The organism is Rhizobium sp. CCGE531, from assembly GCF_003627795.1.
Classification (GTDB): domain Bacteria; phylum Pseudomonadota; class Alphaproteobacteria; order Rhizobiales; family Rhizobiaceae; genus Rhizobium.
Genome location: NZ_CP032685.1, coordinates 472,685 through 490,518 on the forward strand (window position 1 = coordinate 472,685; position 17,834 = coordinate 490,518).

Annotated in this window: 20 protein-coding genes; 6 read left to right on the top strand and 14 right to left on the bottom strand. The window is 59.7% G+C overall.

The window, feature by feature from the left end; genetic code table 11:
• The first annotated feature begins 87 nt into the window (after window positions 1-87).
• The 3 genes from CCGE531_RS21690 (at window position 88) to CCGE531_RS21700 (ending at window position 1,649) form a co-directional block, all read left to right on the top strand.
• Window positions 88-1,008, top strand: a complete 921-nt coding sequence (locus CCGE531_RS21690; RefSeq protein WP_120667677.1) for a dihydrodipicolinate synthase family protein — start codon at window positions 88-90, stop codon at window positions 1,006-1,008.
• A gap of 66 nt (window positions 1,009-1,074) precedes the next feature.
• On the top strand, window positions 1,075-1,290 hold the full coding sequence (locus CCGE531_RS21695) for a CopG family transcriptional regulator (protein ID WP_120669292.1): 216 nt from the start codon (window positions 1,075-1,077) through the stop codon (window positions 1,288-1,290).
• Complete coding sequence (locus CCGE531_RS21700; protein WP_120667679.1) at window positions 1,284-1,649, top strand: type II toxin-antitoxin system VapC family toxin; 366 nt, start codon at window positions 1,284-1,286, stop codon at window positions 1,647-1,649. Before CCGE531_RS21695 ends, CCGE531_RS21700 begins: the two co-directional genes overlap by 7 nt.
• A gap of 122 nt (window positions 1,650-1,771) precedes the next feature.
• On the opposite strand, the gene CCGE531_RS21705 is transcribed toward CCGE531_RS21700, so the two are convergent.
• Window positions 1,772-2,086 carry a hypothetical protein gene (locus tag CCGE531_RS21705; RefSeq protein ID WP_120667681.1) on the bottom strand — a complete coding sequence of 105 codons (315 nt, stop codon included), beginning with the start codon at window positions 2,084-2,086 and terminating at the stop codon, window positions 1,772-1,774.
• 278 nt (window positions 2,087-2,364) lie between these two features.
• Window positions 2,365-2,985 carry a 5-formyltetrahydrofolate cyclo-ligase gene (locus CCGE531_RS21710; RefSeq protein ID WP_348633023.1) on the bottom strand — a complete coding sequence of 207 codons (621 nt, stop codon included), beginning with the start codon at window positions 2,983-2,985 and terminating at the stop codon, window positions 2,365-2,367.
• Between the two features lie 178 nt (window positions 2,986-3,163).
• Between CCGE531_RS21710 and CCGE531_RS21715 the strand changes: the two genes are divergently transcribed.
• Both CCGE531_RS21715 and CCGE531_RS21720 read left to right on the top strand, forming a co-directional pair.
• Complete coding sequence (locus CCGE531_RS21715) at window positions 3,164-4,069, top strand: LysR family transcriptional regulator (RefSeq protein ID WP_120667685.1); 906 nt, start codon at window positions 3,164-3,166, stop codon at window positions 4,067-4,069.
• A gap of 53 nt (window positions 4,070-4,122) precedes the next feature.
• Window positions 4,123-5,244 carry an HPP family protein gene (locus tag CCGE531_RS21720; RefSeq protein ID WP_120667687.1) on the top strand — a complete coding sequence of 374 codons (1,122 nt, stop codon included), beginning with the start codon at window positions 4,123-4,125 and terminating at the stop codon, window positions 5,242-5,244.
• A 65-nt stretch (window positions 5,245-5,309) separates the two neighbouring features.
• Here CCGE531_RS21720 and metB read toward each other — a convergent pair whose 3' ends face one another.
• Window positions 5,310-6,467, bottom strand: a complete 1,158-nt coding sequence (gene metB, locus CCGE531_RS21725; RefSeq protein ID WP_245459348.1) for a cystathionine gamma-synthase — start codon at window positions 6,465-6,467, stop codon at window positions 5,310-5,312.
• A 217-nt stretch (window positions 6,468-6,684) separates the two neighbouring features.
• Between metB and CCGE531_RS21730 the strand changes: the two genes are divergently transcribed.
• Complete coding sequence (locus CCGE531_RS21730) at window positions 6,685-6,960, top strand: DUF6522 family protein (RefSeq protein ID WP_120667689.1); 276 nt, start codon at window positions 6,685-6,687, stop codon at window positions 6,958-6,960.
• Between the two features lie 76 nt (window positions 6,961-7,036).
• Here the strand turns inward: CCGE531_RS21730 and CCGE531_RS21735 are convergent, their stop codons facing one another.
• The 11 genes from CCGE531_RS21735 to CCGE531_RS21785 form a co-directional block, all read right to left on the bottom strand.
• On the bottom strand, window positions 7,037-7,384 hold the full coding sequence (locus CCGE531_RS21735) for a DUF488 domain-containing protein (protein WP_120667690.1): 348 nt from the start codon (window positions 7,382-7,384) through the stop codon (window positions 7,037-7,039).
• 49 nt (window positions 7,385-7,433) lie between these two features.
• Window positions 7,434-8,420 carry a GlxA family transcriptional regulator gene (locus tag CCGE531_RS21740; RefSeq protein ID WP_120667692.1) on the bottom strand — a complete coding sequence of 329 codons (987 nt, stop codon included), beginning with the start codon at window positions 8,418-8,420 and terminating at the stop codon, window positions 7,434-7,436.
• A 26-nt stretch (window positions 8,421-8,446) separates the two neighbouring features.
• Entirely contained in the window at window positions 8,447-9,445 is a 999-nt protein-coding gene (locus CCGE531_RS21745; RefSeq protein ID WP_120667694.1) for a 4-hydroxyproline epimerase, read from the bottom strand.
• A gap of 16 nt (window positions 9,446-9,461) precedes the next feature.
• Entirely contained in the window at window positions 9,462-10,319 is an 858-nt protein-coding gene (locus tag CCGE531_RS21750) for an ABC transporter permease subunit (RefSeq protein ID WP_120667696.1), read from the bottom strand.
• Window positions 10,316-11,164 (bottom strand): ABC transporter permease subunit, encoded by an 849-nt coding sequence (locus tag CCGE531_RS21755; RefSeq protein ID WP_120667698.1) that lies wholly within the window; start codon window positions 11,162-11,164, stop codon window positions 10,316-10,318. Before CCGE531_RS21755 ends, CCGE531_RS21750 begins: the two co-directional genes overlap by 4 nt.
• Window positions 11,165-11,178: 14 nt before the next feature.
• On the bottom strand, window positions 11,179-12,270 hold the full coding sequence (locus CCGE531_RS21760; protein ID WP_120667700.1) for a glycine betaine/L-proline ABC transporter ATP-binding protein: 1,092 nt from the start codon (window positions 12,268-12,270) through the stop codon (window positions 11,179-11,181).
• 87 nt (window positions 12,271-12,357) lie between these two features.
• Complete coding sequence (locus CCGE531_RS21765; protein WP_120667702.1) at window positions 12,358-13,209, bottom strand: glycine betaine ABC transporter substrate-binding protein; 852 nt, start codon at window positions 13,207-13,209, stop codon at window positions 12,358-12,360.
• 80 nt (window positions 13,210-13,289) lie between these two features.
• Complete coding sequence (locus CCGE531_RS21770) at window positions 13,290-14,636, bottom strand: FAD-binding oxidoreductase (protein ID WP_120667704.1); 1,347 nt, start codon at window positions 14,634-14,636, stop codon at window positions 13,290-13,292.
• The gene (locus CCGE531_RS21775; RefSeq protein WP_120667706.1) at window positions 14,633-16,150 is read right to left on the bottom strand and encodes an aldehyde dehydrogenase; all 1,518 of its coding nucleotides are present in this window, start codon (window positions 16,148-16,150) and stop codon (window positions 14,633-14,635) included. Before CCGE531_RS21775 ends, CCGE531_RS21770 begins: the two co-directional genes overlap by 4 nt.
• The gene (locus CCGE531_RS21780; RefSeq protein WP_120667708.1) at window positions 16,143-17,054 is read right to left on the bottom strand and encodes a dihydrodipicolinate synthase family protein; all 912 of its coding nucleotides are present in this window, start codon (window positions 17,052-17,054) and stop codon (window positions 16,143-16,145) included. Before CCGE531_RS21780 ends, CCGE531_RS21775 begins: the two co-directional genes overlap by 8 nt.
• Window positions 17,051-17,761, bottom strand: coding sequence for a GntR family transcriptional regulator (locus tag CCGE531_RS21785; protein ID WP_120667710.1), 711 nt, complete (start codon window positions 17,759-17,761; stop codon window positions 17,051-17,053). The genes CCGE531_RS21780 and CCGE531_RS21785 overlap by 4 nt, the downstream gene beginning before the upstream one ends.
• Window positions 17,762-17,834: the final 73 nt, after the last annotated feature.

The following is a 17,834-nucleotide window of genomic DNA, read 5'->3' on the forward strand; positions in this document are numbered from 1 at the left end:
GAATTGGACGAGGCTGGAGCGAGGTGACGGCTTCTTTAAGCTTCCTCGGTTGCGCCTCGATCAGTGATGAAGGGTAAGGGTAGGAAGATGAGCATTGAAACCATGCGGCAAGCGCTGACCGGCGTATCCGGCGTTCCGGTCACGGCCTATGATACAAATGGCGAGGTGGAGCCACAGGTGACCGCCAAGGTCTACCAGCGCGTGGCCGCAGCCGGCATTCACAACATCGTCGCGGCAGGCAATACCGGCGAGTTCTATGCGCTCACGCCCGAGGAAATCCGCCGCGTCCACGAAGCTGCCATCACGGGTGTCGACGGCAAAGCGCCGGTGACAGCGGCAATCGGCCGTTCGTTGCGCGAGGCAATCCGCATGGCCAAGGATGCCGCCTCGATCGGCGCCTCCGCCGTGATGTCGCATCAGCCGGTGGATCCTTTCGCCGCCCCCGCCTCGCAGATCGACTATTTCCGCGACCTGGCAGAGGCCTCGCCCCTGCCGCTCGTCGCCTATGTCCGTGCTGACGGCTTCAGCGTCGACGACATGGTTCGTCTGGCCGGCCACGGCAACATTGCCGGCATCAAGTTCGCGACGACGGATCTGATGCTGCTTTCGCGGGCGATCGCCGCTGCCGATCCGAATGGCGCGCTGTTCGTCTGTGGCCTTGCCGAAAGCTGGGCGCCGGCATTTGCGGCCGCCGGCGCACGCGGCTTCACCTCCGGCCTCGTCAACGTCGCTCCAAAGTTGTCGCTTGCCGTTCTCGCGGCCTTGGCGAAGGGAGACTTCGCCGCTGCCCGCGCCATCGTCAACAAGCTCGAACCCTTCGAGCGCATGCGCACGAAGTTCCGCAACGGCGCCAATGTTACGGTGGTCAAGGAAGCGGTCACTTTCTCCGGCTTGAATGTCGGTCCTGTTCGTGTTCCGGGCTTGCCATGCCTGGATCAGAAGGATCGCGAGGAACTGTTTGCCCTGCTTCGTGTGTGGAAGGAAGCAGGGGAGCTTTCCGCCAACTGACACGCGGCATTGAAAATAAGCATAGAAATGATATATATAGCCGATATCAGATATCGGAGATTTCTCATGAGAACCTTGGTTGACATTGGCGACCCGGAGATCAAAGCGCTGGATCAGCTGGCGCAGCGAGAAAAAGTCTCGAGAGCAGCACTCATTCGCAAGGCGATTGATGATTTTCTGGCTCGCAACGCAAGTATTAGCGAAGTCGAGGCGTTTGGGCTCTGGGGTGATCGAAAGGTCGATGGTTTGGCGTATCAGGAAGACATTCGCAACGAATGGTAAAAGCGCTTTTCGACACCAACATCTTGATCGACCATCTCAATGCCATACCGCAAGCGCGACGTGAGTTGATGCGGTATGAGGAAAAGGCGATTAGCATCATCACCTGGATGGAGGTTCTCGCCGGTGCCAAACCGACGGTGATAGTCGGAACACGCGCTTTCCTAACAGGATTTATAGTCATCGCTGTCGATGATCACATAGCCGAGCGTGCGGTATATCTGCGACAGCAACATCGCATCAAACTGCCCGACGCCATCATCTGGGCAACGGCCAATGTTCATTCAATGTTGCTGGTTACGCGGAACACCAAGGATTTTCCGAGGGAAATGCCGGACATTCGAGTGCCTTACGAAATCTGAACGCCCTCTTCGTTTCGTACCGGGGCATCGTGCTCGCTGCAATATGGTTGCGAAGGTGGCGGTTCCAATCTCATCACTGCCTCGAGACGCGTTCCGTCTGCGTTTCGCGATGACGATCGCGGTTAGAGGACGTGCACCGTAAACTGCAGATAGGCTGCAAGGCTGGCGGCGGAGAGCGCCACAATAGCGACCGGTTGCGAGAGGCTCTTGCTGATGGCCGCAAGCATGAGGCCGAGCAGGATGATAGCGCCTCCCAGCAAGAGCCCCTTATCGGCAACGGACAGTGCAAGAGCGGACAGGCTGACGGCGGCTGCGACCATCGTGACCGGCATCTGGTTTTGCAGACCGTCACCACCGCTCGTAAATGTGAGCAGGAACCTGTTCCAGCTCAAACCGAGGGAAATGCTCAAAAGCAGCGGTAGAAGGATAGGCAGCATGATGATCGTCTTCCAGTGGGTCGATCATGGAGACGCAATTCATGTGCCAATGAATGAAGACGACGATCCGGCCAGATAAAACGTCATGCCAGCATGAATGATTGCTCGTTTGGGCGGCGATCTGCTGTTCTGTTCAGCACTCTCATGGGATCGACGGGCTTAAGCTTCGCCAGATACGGCGTATCGGGATTGACGAGGGCAGGATCGCTATCGGATCGACAGCTTTTGAACCTCAAGTCTATGACGCATTCTAGATCGAGACGGGGTGCCCTGAGAGATCATCGATAGCGCGGTCCGTTTTGTGTGATGATTACATCCATCGGAATGTCGTGATGAAGCGGATGAATGGTCTCGATCCTTTGCGATTCGAAGCCGACGCCGATGATCAGCGGTTTGCGGTCGAGGGCGGCGAGGGTTCTGTCGAAAAATCCGCCTCCATAGCCCAGGCGGAAGCAGTGTGGATCGAAGCCGACGAGCGGTGCTATGACGACGTCCGGAACAGCTTGCCTGCCTTCCGTCGGCATGGGTATGTTCCATACTCCGCGTTGAAGTCGCTCTCCCATTTTCCATGACCGGAATATCAGGGGGGTCGCCTTGGCGACGACGACGGGCAATAGGCAAAGCGCGCCGCGGGCCGTTGCGGTCGCCATCCATCCTCTGAGATCCGGCTCCGCGAGGAACGGCCAAAACAGGCTGATATGTTTGCCGTCGACATCGGCGACGACTTGATCGAGATGGGTCGCAATCGAGCGCGTATAGTCTTCGCGTTCTGCGAATGGCAGGGCCTTCCGGTCGTCGATCAGCCTTTGCCGCTCTGCCCTTCGCCACGCGAAGATGTCCAAGACCTCGTCTTCGCCGGACGGGATGCCGCTATAGACCGGGTCGACTTCGTGGAGCATGCAGGCGGGGGATGCATATTCGCGGGGCTCTCCATCCGTTTGATGTCGATCTGATTTAGCCATCCGCTCTTTAACGCTCCCGTCCCTTGGCTCGATATCGAAACATGCTTGAGCTGCGAGAATGATTTTTATATAGGGAATGATAAGGTAACTTAATTCCTGAATCGAGATCTTTTCATTGGACCTTTCATCGATCGAGATATTCCTGGCCGTCGCCAGTGATCGCAGCGTGACGAAGGCTGCGAAAGCCGTCGGCCGCGTGCCGTCGAACGTGACGACACGCATCCAGCAGTTGGAGGACGACCTGGGCGTCTTGCTCTTCAGCCGCGACGGCAAGAAGATGACGCTGACGAAAGAGGGCGAGACGTTTCAGATCTATGCCAATCGACTTGCCGCGCTGGCACTGGAAGCACGTCAGGCGGTCAGGCCCCTGCACCCATCGGGCACATTGCGCTTGGGAACGATGGAAAGCACGGCGGCAAGCCGGCTGCCCGCAGCGCTCAGCCAATTCAATCAAATGTGGCCGGATGTATCGCTCCAACTGAGCCTTGGCGCCTCCCGCGACCTTGCCCACGATGTTCTGAACGACGTTTTGGACTGCGCACTGATCGCCATGCCGCCAAAAGCGATGCTGGACGAAGATGCGGGCTTTGAGGCTGAGCTCGGGCAACTCGAGGCCGAACCGGTGTTTGTCGAGGATTTGTTGCTCGTATTGCCGTCCGGGCATCCGTCGATCCGATCGGCCGCCGACCTGCGGGTCGGATCCATTGCCGCTTTGGAACCCGGATGCACCTATCGACGGATCGCTGAAGGCTGGGCGCGCGAGTCGAGCACTTTGCCAACGACCGAACTCGGCTCCTATCATGCCATCCTGGCAAGTGTGGCGACCGGCAACGCCGCCGGCGTCATGCCGAAGTCAGTCCTTGACCTCATGCACTGGCCGATGACGTCGGCGACGCATCAACTCGCCATGGTCGACACGATCCTGATCTCCCGCAAAAGTGAACGCCCGAGCGCGTTCAGCGCGTTTCATGAGGTCTTGGGCGCCACCAGGGGAAAGGCTCCGCGGCTGGTGCCGAACTAACCGACATCCCGCCGTTTATCCTCGAAATGCCTTTCTGAAAAACTGGTTTCATCATGCAGCATCAAGACTCTCAAAAGACCGGATCCAGCCGGTTCCGCCTGTTTTCGCCGATCCTTGCCGGAGCAACCTTACGCGAGCGACTGATCGCGTGCCTTGGCGCCTTGATCGGCATTGGCCTGACAGGAGTCATCAGCGGCTATCTTTTCGGGCAGGGGCCGCATCTTCCGCTCATCGTCGCCCCGATGGGGGCATCCGCGGTGCTGCTTTTTGCGGTTCCGGCAAGCCCGCTTGCCCAGCCATGGTCGATCATCGGCGGCAACACCATCTCCGCCATGATGGGTATCATCGCGGCCTATTTCATCCACAATCCGATTATCGCAATCGGGGTCGGCGTCTCGCTTGCGATCGGGGCGATGTCGTTCACAAGATGCCTGCATCCGCCGGGTGGCGCCGCCGCCTTGACCGCCGTTCTCGGCGGCCCGGTCGTTGCGGGCTGGGGCTTCCTGTTTCCTTTCGTGCCGGTCGCCTTGAACTCCTGCATACTCGTCGGCCTCGGGCTGGTGTTTCACAAGCTCTCCAGGCGCAACTACCCACATGTCGTCGCAAAGCCGGCCGAGAACACCCATCAGACACGCGATCTGCCGCCGCCCTTGCGGGTGGGCTTTCGCGAGGAGGACGTCGATGCGGCCCTGGGCGTGCTTGACGAGACCTTCGATATCGATCGGGCCGACCTCAGCCGCCTGTTGCGGCAGGTGGAATTGCAGGCGGCAGTACGGTCGCATGGAGACATACGCTGCGCCGACATCATGTCGCGCGATGTCATCGCCATTGGCGAGGAGGCCGAGCCGGATCACGCACGGCATCTTCTGCTGAAGCACAATATCCGCACCTTGCCGGTAAAAGACCGGGAGGGCCGCCTGATCGGCACGGTCGGCCTGCGCGAACTTTCGGAAAGCCTGGACACCATCGTGAGTGCCGTATCGAAACCGGCCGTGGCCGATGCCGCCGATCCAGCCTTGTCGCTATTGCCCGTCCTGACGGACGGGCGCACGCATGCGGTCATCGTCGTCGATGCCGACTGGCGCGTCCTTGGCCTGATATCGCAGACGGATCTGTTGAGTGCCATGGCGCGGCTTCTACCGACGAGAGACGCGCCGGCTCAGGTGATCGCCTGACCGGGCAAGACGTTTTGGACAAGACGATTTTGAAGTGCATCTTGCCTCAGGGCGATAGTGGCAGGCTATTTCATTTCCCCCAAGCTCTCGGCGAAATCCGATAGCAGGTCCTCTTCAGCCTCCAGGCCAACCGAGACCCTGAGTAATCCATCGCTGATGCCGGCGGCGCGGCGGGCTTCGGCACCGATGCCGACATGGGTCATGCTCGCCGGATGAGCCACGAGGCTTTCAACGCCGCCCAGGGATTCGGCAAGAGTGAAGATTTTCAGCGGCGCCACGAAGCGGCGCACCGCTTCAATTCCCCCATCAAGCTCGAAACTCAGCATGGCGCCGAAACCGGATTGTTGTCGTGCGGCAAGTTCATGACCTGGATGGGTCGGCAGGCCGGGATAGTGGACGACGCCGACTTTCGGATGCCCGGAAAGAAACTGCGCAACGGCCATGGCCGTCGTCTGCTGCCGTTCGATGCGCGCAAACAGGCTTCGGATGCCGCGCAGGGTCAGATATGAATCGAATGGCGAACCGGTAACGCCGATCATGTTCGCCCATGCTTTCAGCTCCTCCACATCATTGGAGTTTGCCGCAACGACTGCGCCGCCGACGACATCGGAATGGCCGTTCAGATATTTCGTCGTCGAATGGATAACGAAGTCGGCGCCAAGGGCAATCGGCCGCTGAAGCGCGGGTGAAAGGAAGGTATTGTCGACCACGAGGCGGGCTTGCGCTGATTTCGCCTGTCGAGAAATCGCCTCGATGTCGACGATGCGCATAAGGGGATTGCTGGGTGTTTCGATGAAAACCAGGGCTGCGCCACGACTGAGTGTCGATGCCAGTGCCTGGTGGTTGCCTTGATCGATAAACTCGACGTCGAAGTGACCCTTGTCTCGCAATGCGGTCAAAAGTCGATAGGTTCCACCATAGCAGTCGTGCGGTGCAATCACCCGATCCCCGGGCTTCAGCAGGCTGAGAACAAGGTTGACCGCCGCCATTCCGGACGACGTTATCACGGCGCCGGCGCCACCCTCTAGTTTCGCAAGTGTATCGGCGAGAAGATCGCGCGTCGGATTGGACGTTCTGGAATATTCGTAGGCCTGTGTCTGTTCGAACTGTCGGAATGCGAAGTTGCTCGACAGATAGAGCGGCGGGGTGACAGCGCCGTAAGCGGTATCGTCGGCGATCCCGTTTGCGGCCGCGATCGTTCTGTAGTCCTTGTTGATCGACACGAGGAAATTGCCCTTCACGAGTTGGAGTTGGCGTTCGCCAGATGCGCATCGCCATAAGGATTGATCGGCTCGCACGCTCGACGCTTGCGTGCGTAGCCCTCAGGCGCGGGTCATGCCGTTAATGCGACTATAATTTCCATTTAAAGAATGACAATGATAAATCATTCTCTATTTTTTCGGAAACCATTCGTGGACCGAAAGCAGAAAGGGCAGGGCTATGTTCGTCGAGCGTGCACAAAATGGAGATTTTGTCCTCGACTCCTCGGAAATCGCCGATCGGTTCGGGCTCTCGCTCAGTGAGTTTCGCCGTCACATGCAGCGTGGCTCAATTACCTCCTGCGTGGAGGTGGGCACGGCAGACCATGAAGGCACGAGGCGCCTGTCCTTGCGATTGGGCAATCGAGTATGGCGCGCCGTTCTGGATGATGAAAACAGGGTTCGACACGAGGAGATGACATTTCTTCGCGCCACCGCGCGGCCGTCCGCACCGTGACGCGATCGTAGCGTTGCTCGAGAGCTTCCAGACGTTTCTTCGGATTATGTTGCCACGGACGAATGCTGCCTGCGACTTACTGCTTGGTGATGAAATCCCTGAGCACGATGGCATGATTGTGCTCGCTGTCTTTCGCGCCATAAAGAAGCGTCGCCGTCGATTGCCCGATCTGGTCTTTAAGCTCATCCACCGCTTCGGAGTTCTTTTTGAGCTCATCCCGGTAGCGACGGCGAAACTCGTCCCATTTGTTCGGATCATGACCGAACCAGCGCCGCAAGTCGGTGCTTGGTGCGATCTCCTTCAGCCAAACGTCGATATGGGCGTCGTTCTTGGCTATGCCGCGCGGCCATAATCGATCGACAAGGATACGCTTGCCGTCACGGCCGTCCGCAGGTTCATAAATTCGCTTGATGCGTACGGACATTTGGATCTCCGTCTTCAGCGGATGTCGTCACTAGACCGCCACACGCACCTTACGCCTGCGCGCGGCGTAGCTCCGTCGGTGATTGCCCAAATAGCCTTCGGAACAACCTGGCAAAGTGCGACGCGCTATCAAAACCCACTTCAAGTGCAATTTCAATGAGTGGCGCCTGTGTCTGAAGAACCAATTGCTTGGCGCGTTCCATGCGAATGCGCGTGTAGATGGCCCCGGGAGACGTCTTCATTTCCTCCAGGAACAGGCGTTCGAGCTGTCGCCGGGACAGGCCGACGGATGCGGCAAGATCTTCCGTCGGCACGACGTCTTCGATGTGGCTTTCCATGGTGATGAGGACGGCTTTCAGACGCGGGTCCCGGCACTCGATGGCGAGCGGCTTGCGCGGTTGTATATCCAGCCCGGATCGCGCCCGCTCGATTTGCAGCACTTCCAGAGCGTTGCGTTCAGCGTCCTTGCTGATATGCCGTCTCACAAGAAAGGCGGCCATATCGGCTGCGCTGCTGCCGCCGGCGCACGATCCGCGGCTGCGATCGAGATTGAACAGGCGGTCGGAACGAACAGGGTTGTCGGGGAACTGCTCTCGATAGGCCTGATAGTGCAGCCAGCTGACGCAGGTCTGGTGTGTTTTCATCAGGCCCAGGCGAGCCAGAATGAAGGTGCCGGTGCAAACGCCGATCAGCGGGATTTTTTGAACCGCGGCCTTCTTCAGATAATCGGCGGTCTGATTGTCGATCGTGATGTCCGTGTTCAAAAGTCCACCGACGACGACGATGTAGTCGAATTCACGCGGCTCGATGAAGTCCGATGTCGGCGCGACCTGAACACCGCAGCTGGAGGTGATGAGATGCCGAGTGCTGCCCAGGAGCTGCCAATCGGCCAGGATCCGGCCGGACCTGTCGGCTTCGTCGCTCGCCAGTCTTAGCGTATCGATAAACAGCGCGAAGGCGGAAAGGGTAAACGATCGCGCGAGAATAAATCCGACCTTCAAGGGACCGTGCTTCAATTCATGCTTGCCGGATTTCATCAAATTCCCCGCCTGACCAAGCCCTTTTACTTGATCTGGAAACCATACGCCAAGGGATCACGATCGTCGACGAAGATCGTGTTGTGACCGATGATGCGCGCCCATCCCTCGACACTCGGCTTGATACCCCTGAAGTGTCCGATGTCAGTCTCGGCCTCGACGCGTCCCTCGAATATGGTGCCGACTAGGCTTTCCTGGCGAAAGACATCGCCAATCCCAAGGCGCCCTTTGGTGTACAGCTGCGCCAGGCGCGCCGAAGTTCCGGTGCCGCCGGGCGAACGGTCTATCGCCTTGTCGCCATAAAACACCGCACCTCGACCATCGGCATTCGCGCTCGTCGATGCGTCGCACCACAAGACATGATGAACCCCACGGATGCGTTCGTTTTCCGGATGAACAGGATTGCAGATCGGTTCGAGCGCATCCCGCAGTTTCCGGCTTGCCTCGACGATAGCATCGGCCGACATGCCCGCCAAACCGGCCCAATTCCGCTGCGGTTCGACGACGGCGTAATAATTGCCGCCATAGGAGACGTCGATCGTCAGCGCGCCGAGACCCGGCACCTCCACTTCGACATCCGCCGCATGCAGATAGCTTGCGACATTGAACATGCGCACGGCTTCGACATATTCGCCGGGCTTGTCGTATTCGACATCCACCCGGCCGGCGGGTGTCTCGATTGCGAGCCTGCCGGGAACGCGCGGCCTGACGAGACCTTCCTCGATCGCGGCCGTCACCAGGCCGATCGTGCCGGCTCCGCACATGGGCAGGCATCCGCTGACTTCGATGAAGATAACGGCAAAGTCGCAGTCGTCGCGATAGGCGGGGTAGATGATTGCGCCTGACATGATGTCATGCCCGCGCGGCTCGAACATCAAGGCTTGCCGGACCCAATCGTGATCGCGGACGAAAATTTCGCGCCGCTCGGCAATCGGAAGATGTGGAAGCAAGGGGCCGCCGCCGGCGACAAGCCGGACCGGGTTGCCGCAGGTGTGGGAGTCGATGCAAAAGAAGCTGTGACGCATTCTGTCGTCTTTCCGCTTAGGCGCTCTTGGCCGGTGAGCGCGCGTGGCCCTGCAGTACGCCTTTTGAAAGCCTGTCGAGCAGGATCGCGATGGCAACGATGGCAAGCCCTGCGCGCAGGCCAAGCCCCATTTCCATTCGGGTGAGGCCACGGGTGACTTCGGCGCCCAGGCCGCCGGCCCCGACAAGCCCGGCAAGGACGACCATGGCCAGCGACAGAAGAATGCACTGGTTGAGGCCGACGAGCAGGGTCGGCATTGCTGACGGTATCTCGATCTTGGTGAGGATCGCGCGCGGCGGTGCGCCGGTTGCCTGGCCGAGCTCGAGAAGATCCTTCGGCACCTGATTGAATGCCAGCGTCGTCAAACGCAGCATCGGCGGCACGCCATAGACGATCGTGGCGATGATCGCCGGCACGCGGCCAAGACTGAAGATCATGACAGCCGGGATGAGATAAACCCATGGCGGCACCGTTTGCATGATGTCGAGCAGCGGCCTTATGGCGATCTCGAAGCCCTTGTGCCGGGACGCAAGGATGCCGAGGGGGAAGGCAACGAGGACCGAAATGGCGACCGCCACCGTGACCAGGGCGAGGGTCTGCATGGATGCCGCCCAAAGGCCCGCCAGAAGGCAGAAGGTGAGAGCGACGGCCGTCACCGCTGCGGCTCTGATGTTGATGACGAAGCCGGCGAGAAGGATAGCCGCGACAATGAGCACATAGGCGGGCGGGTAGAGCAGGGCGGATTCCAGGGCGCCGAGCACTGCCTCGATCAGCCTGGTGACGGCTTCGAAGATCGGATGGAAGTTGGTGTTCAGCCAGTCGACCGCAGGGGCAAAATATAGACCGGGCGAGAATCGAAAGAGGTCGAGGTTCATATTGCACCTACCTTGGCGCGGCGGGCCGCGCTCTGCGTCAATCTGTCGAGCACCATGGTCAGGATGACGATCGCGATCGCGGCGTTGATCGATGTCGCCATATCAAGCGTGCGCACCGCGCCGTAGATGGTCTGGCCGAGGCCGCCGGAACCGACGATGCCGGCGATCACCACCATGCCGAATGCCATCATCAGGCTCTGGTTAACGCCTGCCATGATGCTTGGAATTGCAAATGGCAGCCGAATTTTCGTAAACATCTGCCATGGCGTCAGACCATTTGCCTGCCCCAGTTCGATGAAGGCGGGCGGCGTCATGCGGATGCCGAGCGAGGTCAAGCGAATGGCAGGCGGTGCTGCGACGATGAAGGTCGCAACCAGCGCGGTTGCGGGGCCAAAGCCGAGAAGCGCAATGGCGGGAAGAAGGTAGATATAGGGAGGCAGTGTCTGGATGAGATCGAGGATCGGCTCCAGGAACCTGTCGAACCACTGCAGAAATCCAGCGACGATCCCCATTGGGATTCCGATCATCAGGGCAAAGATCGTGGCGGTGGTTACAAGTGCAAGGGTGCTCATGGTTTCGTTCCAAAGACCCATGACCGCACAGAAGACGAGAGCCAAGCCGGCGAGAACACCGGACCCGATATTGATCAGCCGCCAGCCGAGCAGCGCCAAGATGATTGCAATGACGTAGAAAGGTGGGAGTTGAAGGAGCCAGAGGACGCCATTGTAGGTTCCCTCCAGCACCATCCTTATCGGGTCGAACAGCCAATCGCCGTTATCGCTGATCCAGCCTAGCGCGTCGTCGGTCCAGGCATCGAATGTATCCGCAATGACCGAAATGTCCATTTGCGTGCATCCTCTCAGGCTGTGATATCTGGCTGGGCTGGGGATCCGGCGACACCGCGAAGCAGCCCGCGGGTCGTGACCACGCCGACGATGGAACCGTTATCGACTACGGCCAAAGCATCGCGCTCCGATTTCATCGTGAGATCGATGAGCTCGCCGATATCGGCTTCCGGGGTGGTTTTGAGCAGTGCGTTCACGTCATGCTGTGGCTGCAGGCTCTTATATTCCGCGATCGACTGCATGACCGAATGGGCCTTGACGAGATGAACCCTGGATATGCCCGCCACGAAATCGGCGACATAATCGTCGGCGGGTTTCGTGACGATTTCTTCCGCGGTTCCGACCTGGACGATGACGCCGTCCTTCATGATGGCGATCCGGTCACCGATGCGGATGGCTTCTTCGAGATCATGGGTGATGAAGACCGCGGATTTGCCGAGCGATTTCGTCAACTGCCGGAATTCGTCCTGCAACTGGCGGCGAATGAGGGGATCGAGCGCACTGAACGGCTCGTCCATCAGAATGATCTCGGGATCGGCGGCCAATGCGCGGGCAAGACCGACGCGTTGCTGCATGCCGCCCGACAATTCGGCGGGATATCGCGACGTCCAGTCGGAAAGGCCGACCTTGTCGAGTGCCGCTCGCGCCGTCTTGTTGCGCTCGTCCTTTGGCACGCCGCGCACTTCCAGGCCGAATGCTGCATTCTCGAGGACCGTCCGATTGGGGAGCAGGGCCACACTCTGGAACACCATGCCGATGTTGCGTGCGCGCATGTCGCGTAGTTCGGCTGCGTTCAACTTGCCGATCTCTTTGCCTTTGATCGTGATCCTGCCGAGGCTCGGCTCGATAAGGCGATTGAGGAGGCGCACCAGTGTGGATTTACCGCTTCCGGAGAGCCCCATGATGCAGAAGATCTCGCCGCGGCGGACCTGCAGGTGGGCATCGGCGACACCGACGACACAGTTGAACTCCTCAAGCACCTGTTTCTTGGAGAGGCCGCGCTCGGAAACGGCCTTCACGGCGGCGGTCGCACGCGCACCGAATATCTTCCAAACGTTGCGGCAATCGACCAGGACTTCGCTGGCGTTTTCCATGACAGTGTTCATTGTATTCCCCGCGCGGCCAGTCCATTGCCGGCCTGTTCGTCTTCGTTGAGGAATGCGGGCCGCCTTGATGGCGACCCGCTCTAGGCGTCAGTTGGTGTTGATGTTTTCCCAACGCTTGATGAGATCGGCATGGCTGTCGATCCATGCGGCGACGGCCTGATCCATCGTTTTTCCGTCATTCACGGCGCTGTTGATCGCGGTGATATCGGCAAGCGGCACATAGACGCTGGCGATGACTTCACGAGCATGCGGATAATCGGCGGAGAAGCCTTTCTTGCCGATCCAGTAGTAGCTCTGCGGCGGCGGAAAGATGCCCTTGGGATCCTTCAGGAATTTCACGTCGTATTTCTGCACCATCCAGGACGGCTCCCAGACAGTGACGGCGATCCATTCCTTTCGGTCGACGGCCGATTTCAGGGCCGCAGTCATGGCGGCGGTGCTGCCTTCGACGAGCTGCAGTTTCAGGTCATAGCCTTTGACTGCGTTGGCCGTATCGCGCATCAGGCCCGAACCCGGTTCGATGCCGACGATTTTGCCGCCAAACTTGTCGGCATTGGCGTTCAGCTGGTCCATGGAGTCGATCGGGACGTATTTCGGTACGGCGACGCCCTGGAACAGACCATGCGAGACGGGCGAGATCTTCTCGAGGCGCTTCTTGTTCTTGTCCCAATAATCCTGCGCGACATAGTCGGTCTGGGATGCGAGGATCTGGATATCGCCCTTGCCGAGTGCCGCGTAGGCAATGCCCCATTCGGAAAACGGCACGACCTTGACCGTGTAGCCGGCATCCTCAAGCACTTTTTTGGTAATCCCGGTGATCGGTGTCAGGTCTTCCCAGGACATCGTTCCCACGGTGATGCTCTTCTCTTCCGCGTGCGCTGAGAATACGGTCATCCCGACCATCGCGGCTGCGCAAAGCGCCTTCCACAAAGTCTTCATCTTTCTTAACTCCTAGTTTTCGTTCCCGTTTTTGTTGAAGACCCACGCTTGGCTTGGTCTTCATATTGCGCGGCGACGGATCATCCTTCGCGGCCTGCGCGCAATTCCTGCAAGCGGATCACTGAATTGATGCCGAGCCAGGCAAAGGGCTCGGGTGGCAGCCTAGATGGCGCCGCGTGATCCATGTATTGTTCGAGATGCCTAGATGTTGTTCCCGTCGCCAGTTCAGCCGCCATCATGCCGGCAAGCGTGCTCTTGACGGTGCCGAGCCCGTTTTCGCAGCACGCCGAATAAAGCCCTTCCTCGATTTCGCCGAACGCCGGCACGTGGTTCCGGCTCAGGCATAAACGCCCGGCCCAGCTGTATTCGAAGGGGACGTCCTTGAGCCCGGGGAACCGTGCATCGAGGGAGTTTCTATGCTCCCTGGCCATCTTGGCCATGCGGTGATCCGATACCGTGATCGTGGTCTCGTAGGTGTATTTCGTGCGAATGACGATGCGCGACTGTCCGCCCGAGGTGATCTTTCGCACGGTCGCGCCCATGGCATCGGCGGGAAGCAATGCCCATTTGTCCCGGCCTGAGACTTTCTGCTCGACGTCCGCGGCCGGAAAAGGCGCCGTCATCGAGGCATAGGCGAAGATATGCATCAGGCGGCCGCTAAAATGGCCGAAATCGCTGACGTGACCGTTGACACCGAGGATAACGCGAGCGGCGGTGACCTTGCCGCGGCTCGAAACCGCCGTCCATGCCCCGCTCTCGCGCGTCAACGAGGTCACCGGTGAATGCTCGAAGATATCGATCTTGCGCGACAGTCCTGCAGCCAATTCGCGGACATAGTCGGCTGGCTGGATCAGCACCGCACCCGGCGTAAACAGGCCGCCAAGGTAATAGTCGGAGCCGGTGATCTCTCGCATTTGCGCGGCGTCGAGAAACGCATGTTTTTCGTCCGCGCTCCTCAAGGATTGGCCGAAGCTGATGTTCAGCTTCATTCCGCGTGCCGTCGCTGCAGCGTTGATCTTGCCCGCCGGGTCGAAAGTCTGAGGCGACATGGCGTATTCGTCGGCGGCTCCTTTCGCAAAAGCGATCGCAGCCCGGTTCTGGGCCATCTCCAGGCGGGTAGCGTCGAGGCCACCGCTCGAATATTCGCTCGACGACAGGTTATGCGGGACGTCGATCATGAAGCCGGAATTGCGGCCCGACGTCCCTTTACCTACCTCGCTGGCGTCGACCACCACGATCTTATCGTCGGGCCGAAGCTGCCGCAGACGACGAGCAGCCGAAAGCCCGGCAAATCCTGCACCGATGATCAGCCAGTCCGCCGTCACGTTGCCTTCAAGTGTCCGGACAGGGAACGTTCGCTGACTGATCGCCTCCCAGCCCGAGACGCCGTTTTCTGCCGGCAGACGTTTGACGGACGTCGTGGTCATCGGATCGTCTCGTCCACCGAGCGATCGGAGACATCGATCCAGATGGTCTTCAGTTCGCAATAATTGTCGTGCGCGAAGATCGACTTGTCACGTCCGCCGAAGCCGGACTCCTTGTAGCCGCCGAAAGGTGTGGTTGCATCGCCTTCGCCAAAGCAGTTGACCGTGACGAGGCCAGCCCGGATGTCACGCGACAGTCGGATCGCATTCTTCAGGCTGCCGGTATAGACCGATGCCGTCAGGCCGTAATTGGTGTCGTTGGCAAGAGCGACGGCCTCGGCCAGCGTGTTGAACGTCGTCACCGACAGGATCGGCCCGAAGATTTCTTCCTTGAACAGCCGGCTTGCGGCCGTAACGCCGTCGACCACCGTCGGCTCGACGAAGATGCCGCCATGCGTTTCGCCGCCATGGGCGATCGTCAGCTTCTCGCTTTTGACGTCGTCGAGGAAGGATGTGACCTTTTCGTAGTGGTTCTTGCTGACCAGCGCGCCGATGCGGTTTTCCGGATCAAGGGGATCACCAGTCTTCCACTCGCGCATATAGGCGCCGATGCGCTTTAGCAGATCGTCCTTGACCTTGGCATGGACGATGAGGCGTGAACTGGCGCTGCAGTTTTCGCCCATGTTCCAGAAGGCGCCATTGACCACCTGCTCGGCGACGAGATCGAGATCTTCGGCATCTTCCAGCACCACGGCCGGGTTCTTGCCGCCGCATTCGAGCACGACCTTCTTGAGGTTGGAATCGGCCGAATAGTGCAGGAAGCGACGGCCGGTCGGCGTCGAGCCGGTAAAGGCCACCATGTCGACATCCATGTGCAGGCCGATCGGTTCTCCGACGTCCTTGCCGCCGCCGGTGACGACATTGAAGACGCCGGCGGGAATGCCGGCTTCATGGGCAAGTTCGGCGACACGCAGCGTCGTCAGCGTCGTCTCCTGCGCCGGCTTGACGATAACCGAGCAGCCGGCCGCCAATGCCGGGCCGATCTTCCAGGCAAGCATCAGCAGCGGGAAGTTCCAGGGCAGGACGCAGCCGACAACGCCGATCGGTTCGCGCACCACCATCGCCAGCGCGTTTGGGCCGACGGGATTGGTGTTGTCATAAAGCTTGTCGATCGCCTCGGCATGCCAACGAAGGGTGTGGATGGTGTCGGGCACGTCGACGGTCTGGCACTCGCGAACCGGCTTGCCGCTGTCGAGGCTTTCCATGACCGCCAGTTCGTGACGATTGTCTTCGAGCAGCTTGGCGAACTTGATGAGCGTCGCCTTGCGCTCGCCGGGCGAGAGTTGACGCCAACGGCCATCCTCGAAGGCTTGTTTGGCCTTGGCGACCGCATAGTCCACATCGCTGGCATTGCACGCCGCAATCTCCGCCAGCGTCTCGCCCGTCGCGGGATTGGTCGTCTTGAATGTCTTGCCGGAATTGGCCGGACGGAAGGCGCCATCGATGAAGGCATTCGTCGGGAACTGAAGGCCGGCGGCGATCGCCTTATATTCGGCGGCGGTCAAGGGTTCATGCATGATTGGCTCCCGACGTGATCTGGGCGACCGTGCGCTTCAAGGTGGTAACGACGGTTTCGAGGGTTCTTTTTTCTTCGGAGGTCAATCCGCGCAGCGGCGTACGCACCGGACCGGCCTTGAGGCCGATGATCTCGCAGCCATGCTTGATCGACTGGACGAACTTGCCGCATTCGAGAAAGTCCATCAGCGGCAGCATCGCCGTCATGATCGCCCGGCCCTTGTCGAAGTTCTTCTCAAGCACACAGGCTTCGTAGAGCGCGACATGTTCGCGCGGCAGGAAGTTGGAACCGGCGCAGACCCAGCTCTTTGCCCCCCAGGCAAAGAATTCCAGCGCCTGATCGTCCCAGCCGCAGGAGAGCGAAATGTGCGGAAACTTCTTTGCGAGCAGATGCAGGTTGCCCATGTCGCCGGAGCTTTCCTTGATCGCCCTGACGTTCCTGGACTTGCCGACGCGGGAAAAATATTCCTCGCCCATCATCACACCCATGCGGGCAGGGTAGTTGTAGAGCATGATCGGCAGGTTGGCGGCGCGGTCGACAGTCAGCGCATGAATTGCATTTTCCTTCTCCGTCGGCAGGGCATAGGGCGGCGACGATACCAGGATCGCGTCGGCGCCGATCTCCTTTGCCGCCTTTGCATATTCGACCGAGTCTTCGGTGCGGGTTGCGCCGGTTCCGACGATGAGCGGCAGCCGGGTGCCGACGACCTGCTTGGCAAAGGCGGCAAGCTCGAAGCGCTCCTGGCTGCTCTGGGCGTAATATTCGCCGGTCGAGCCGCCGATGATGATGCCATGGACCTTGGCCTCGATGAGGCTCTCCAGGACCGCCGCGAACGCAGCCTTATCAATTTGGCCGTCCTGTCCAAGCGGGGTAATCGCCGGGGTGTAGATGCCTTCGAAGTTCAAGACGATTTCTCCATCGATACGACGGGCACTTCGACGAGTGCGTCCGCCTTCATTCCCTGCGGAGCGATGAACATTTCCATGTTCTCGCGCGACAGTTCCCAATGCTCGAACACCAGGTCCACCACGGTGTCCTCATCATGCTGCGCGATCGCCTCGATGAAGCCGTCGTGGTGCTCCACGGCGAGTTGAAGCCGCTCGCGCATGTCGTCGTTCTTCGGCCGGAAGAAGGTGTGGCCGATCCGCGCGTGGTCGATCAGCAGGCGCCCCAGGCTCGGCTGCAGGTAGGCGTTGAACGACATTTCGCCGATGATTTCGTGGAAGCGGTTGTTCTCCAGCACCATGGCGAGAGCATCGCCGGAGGAACTTGCCGAGCGAAATCGGTCCTGCGTTTCCTTCAGGTCGACGAGCTGTTTCGGCTTGAAGTTTTGAACCGCGAGCCGGCCGATCGCGGCATAAATCATCGGCGCCACCAGGAAGAAGTGCCTGAGCGTCTGATGGTTCATCGGACTGACGCGCGCACCGCGGTTTGCCCGGATGTCGATATAGCCTTCGCCTTCGAGACGCCGGAAGATTTCCCGGACCGGTGTGCGCGAAAGTCCATATTGTTCGCTGAGCGTGGCTTCGTCCAAATCCTGATCGGGATCGAGCTCCATCGTCAGAATCTGACGCTTTAGATCGTCGTAAAGACTGTTCTTCCCACCCTTCATCGCGACCTTCCTCCTTGAATTCCGCCGGGAATTGAACCCATCGGGCCCCGCCGATGAGAAAAGGTCGCATAGC

Coding starts and splice junctions, on each gene's coding strand:
- CCGE531_RS21690 (WP_120667677.1), top strand. CDS start 88: ATGAGCATTGAAACCATGCGGCAAGCGCTGACCGGCGTATCCGGCGTT.
- CCGE531_RS21695 (WP_120669292.1), top strand. CDS start 1,075: ATGAGAACCTTGGTTGACATTGGCGACCCGGAGATCAAAGCGCTGGAT.
- CCGE531_RS21700 (WP_120667679.1), top strand. CDS start 1,284: ATGGTAAAAGCGCTTTTCGACACCAACATCTTGATCGACCATCTCAAT.
- CCGE531_RS21705 (WP_120667681.1), bottom strand. CDS start 2,086: ATGCTGCCTATCCTTCTACCGCTGCTTTTGAGCATTTCCCTCGGTTTG.
- CCGE531_RS21710 (WP_348633023.1), bottom strand. CDS start 2,985: ATGCTCCACGAAGTCGACCCGGTCTATAGCGGCATCCCGTCCGGCGAA.
- CCGE531_RS21720 (WP_120667687.1), top strand. CDS start 4,123: ATGCAGCATCAAGACTCTCAAAAGACCGGATCCAGCCGGTTCCGCCTG.
- CCGE531_RS21730 (WP_120667689.1), top strand. CDS start 6,685: ATGTTCGTCGAGCGTGCACAAAATGGAGATTTTGTCCTCGACTCCTCG.
- CCGE531_RS21735 (WP_120667690.1), bottom strand. CDS start 7,384: ATGTCCGTACGCATCAAGCGAATTTATGAACCTGCGGACGGCCGTGAC.
- CCGE531_RS21740 (WP_120667692.1), bottom strand. CDS start 8,420: ATGAAATCCGGCAAGCATGAATTGAAGCACGGTCCCTTGAAGGTCGGA.
- CCGE531_RS21745 (WP_120667694.1), bottom strand. CDS start 9,445: ATGCGTCACAGCTTCTTTTGCATCGACTCCCACACCTGCGGCAACCCG.
- CCGE531_RS21750 (WP_120667696.1), bottom strand. CDS start 10,319: ATGAACCTCGACCTCTTTCGATTCTCGCCCGGTCTATATTTTGCCCCT.
- CCGE531_RS21755 (WP_120667698.1), bottom strand. CDS start 11,164: ATGGACATTTCGGTCATTGCGGATACATTCGATGCCTGGACCGACGAC.
- CCGE531_RS21760 (WP_120667700.1), bottom strand. CDS start 12,270: ATGAACACTGTCATGGAAAACGCCAGCGAAGTCCTGGTCGATTGCCGC.
- CCGE531_RS21765 (WP_120667702.1), bottom strand. CDS start 13,209: ATGAAGACTTTGTGGAAGGCGCTTTGCGCAGCCGCGATGGTCGGGATG.
- CCGE531_RS21770 (WP_120667704.1), bottom strand. CDS start 14,636: ATGACCACGACGTCCGTCAAACGTCTGCCGGCAGAAAACGGCGTCTCG.
- CCGE531_RS21775 (WP_120667706.1), bottom strand. CDS start 16,150: ATGCATGAACCCTTGACCGCCGCCGAATATAAGGCGATCGCCGCCGGC.
- CCGE531_RS21785 (WP_120667710.1), bottom strand. CDS start 17,761: ATGAAGGGTGGGAAGAACAGTCTTTACGACGATCTAAAGCGTCAGATT.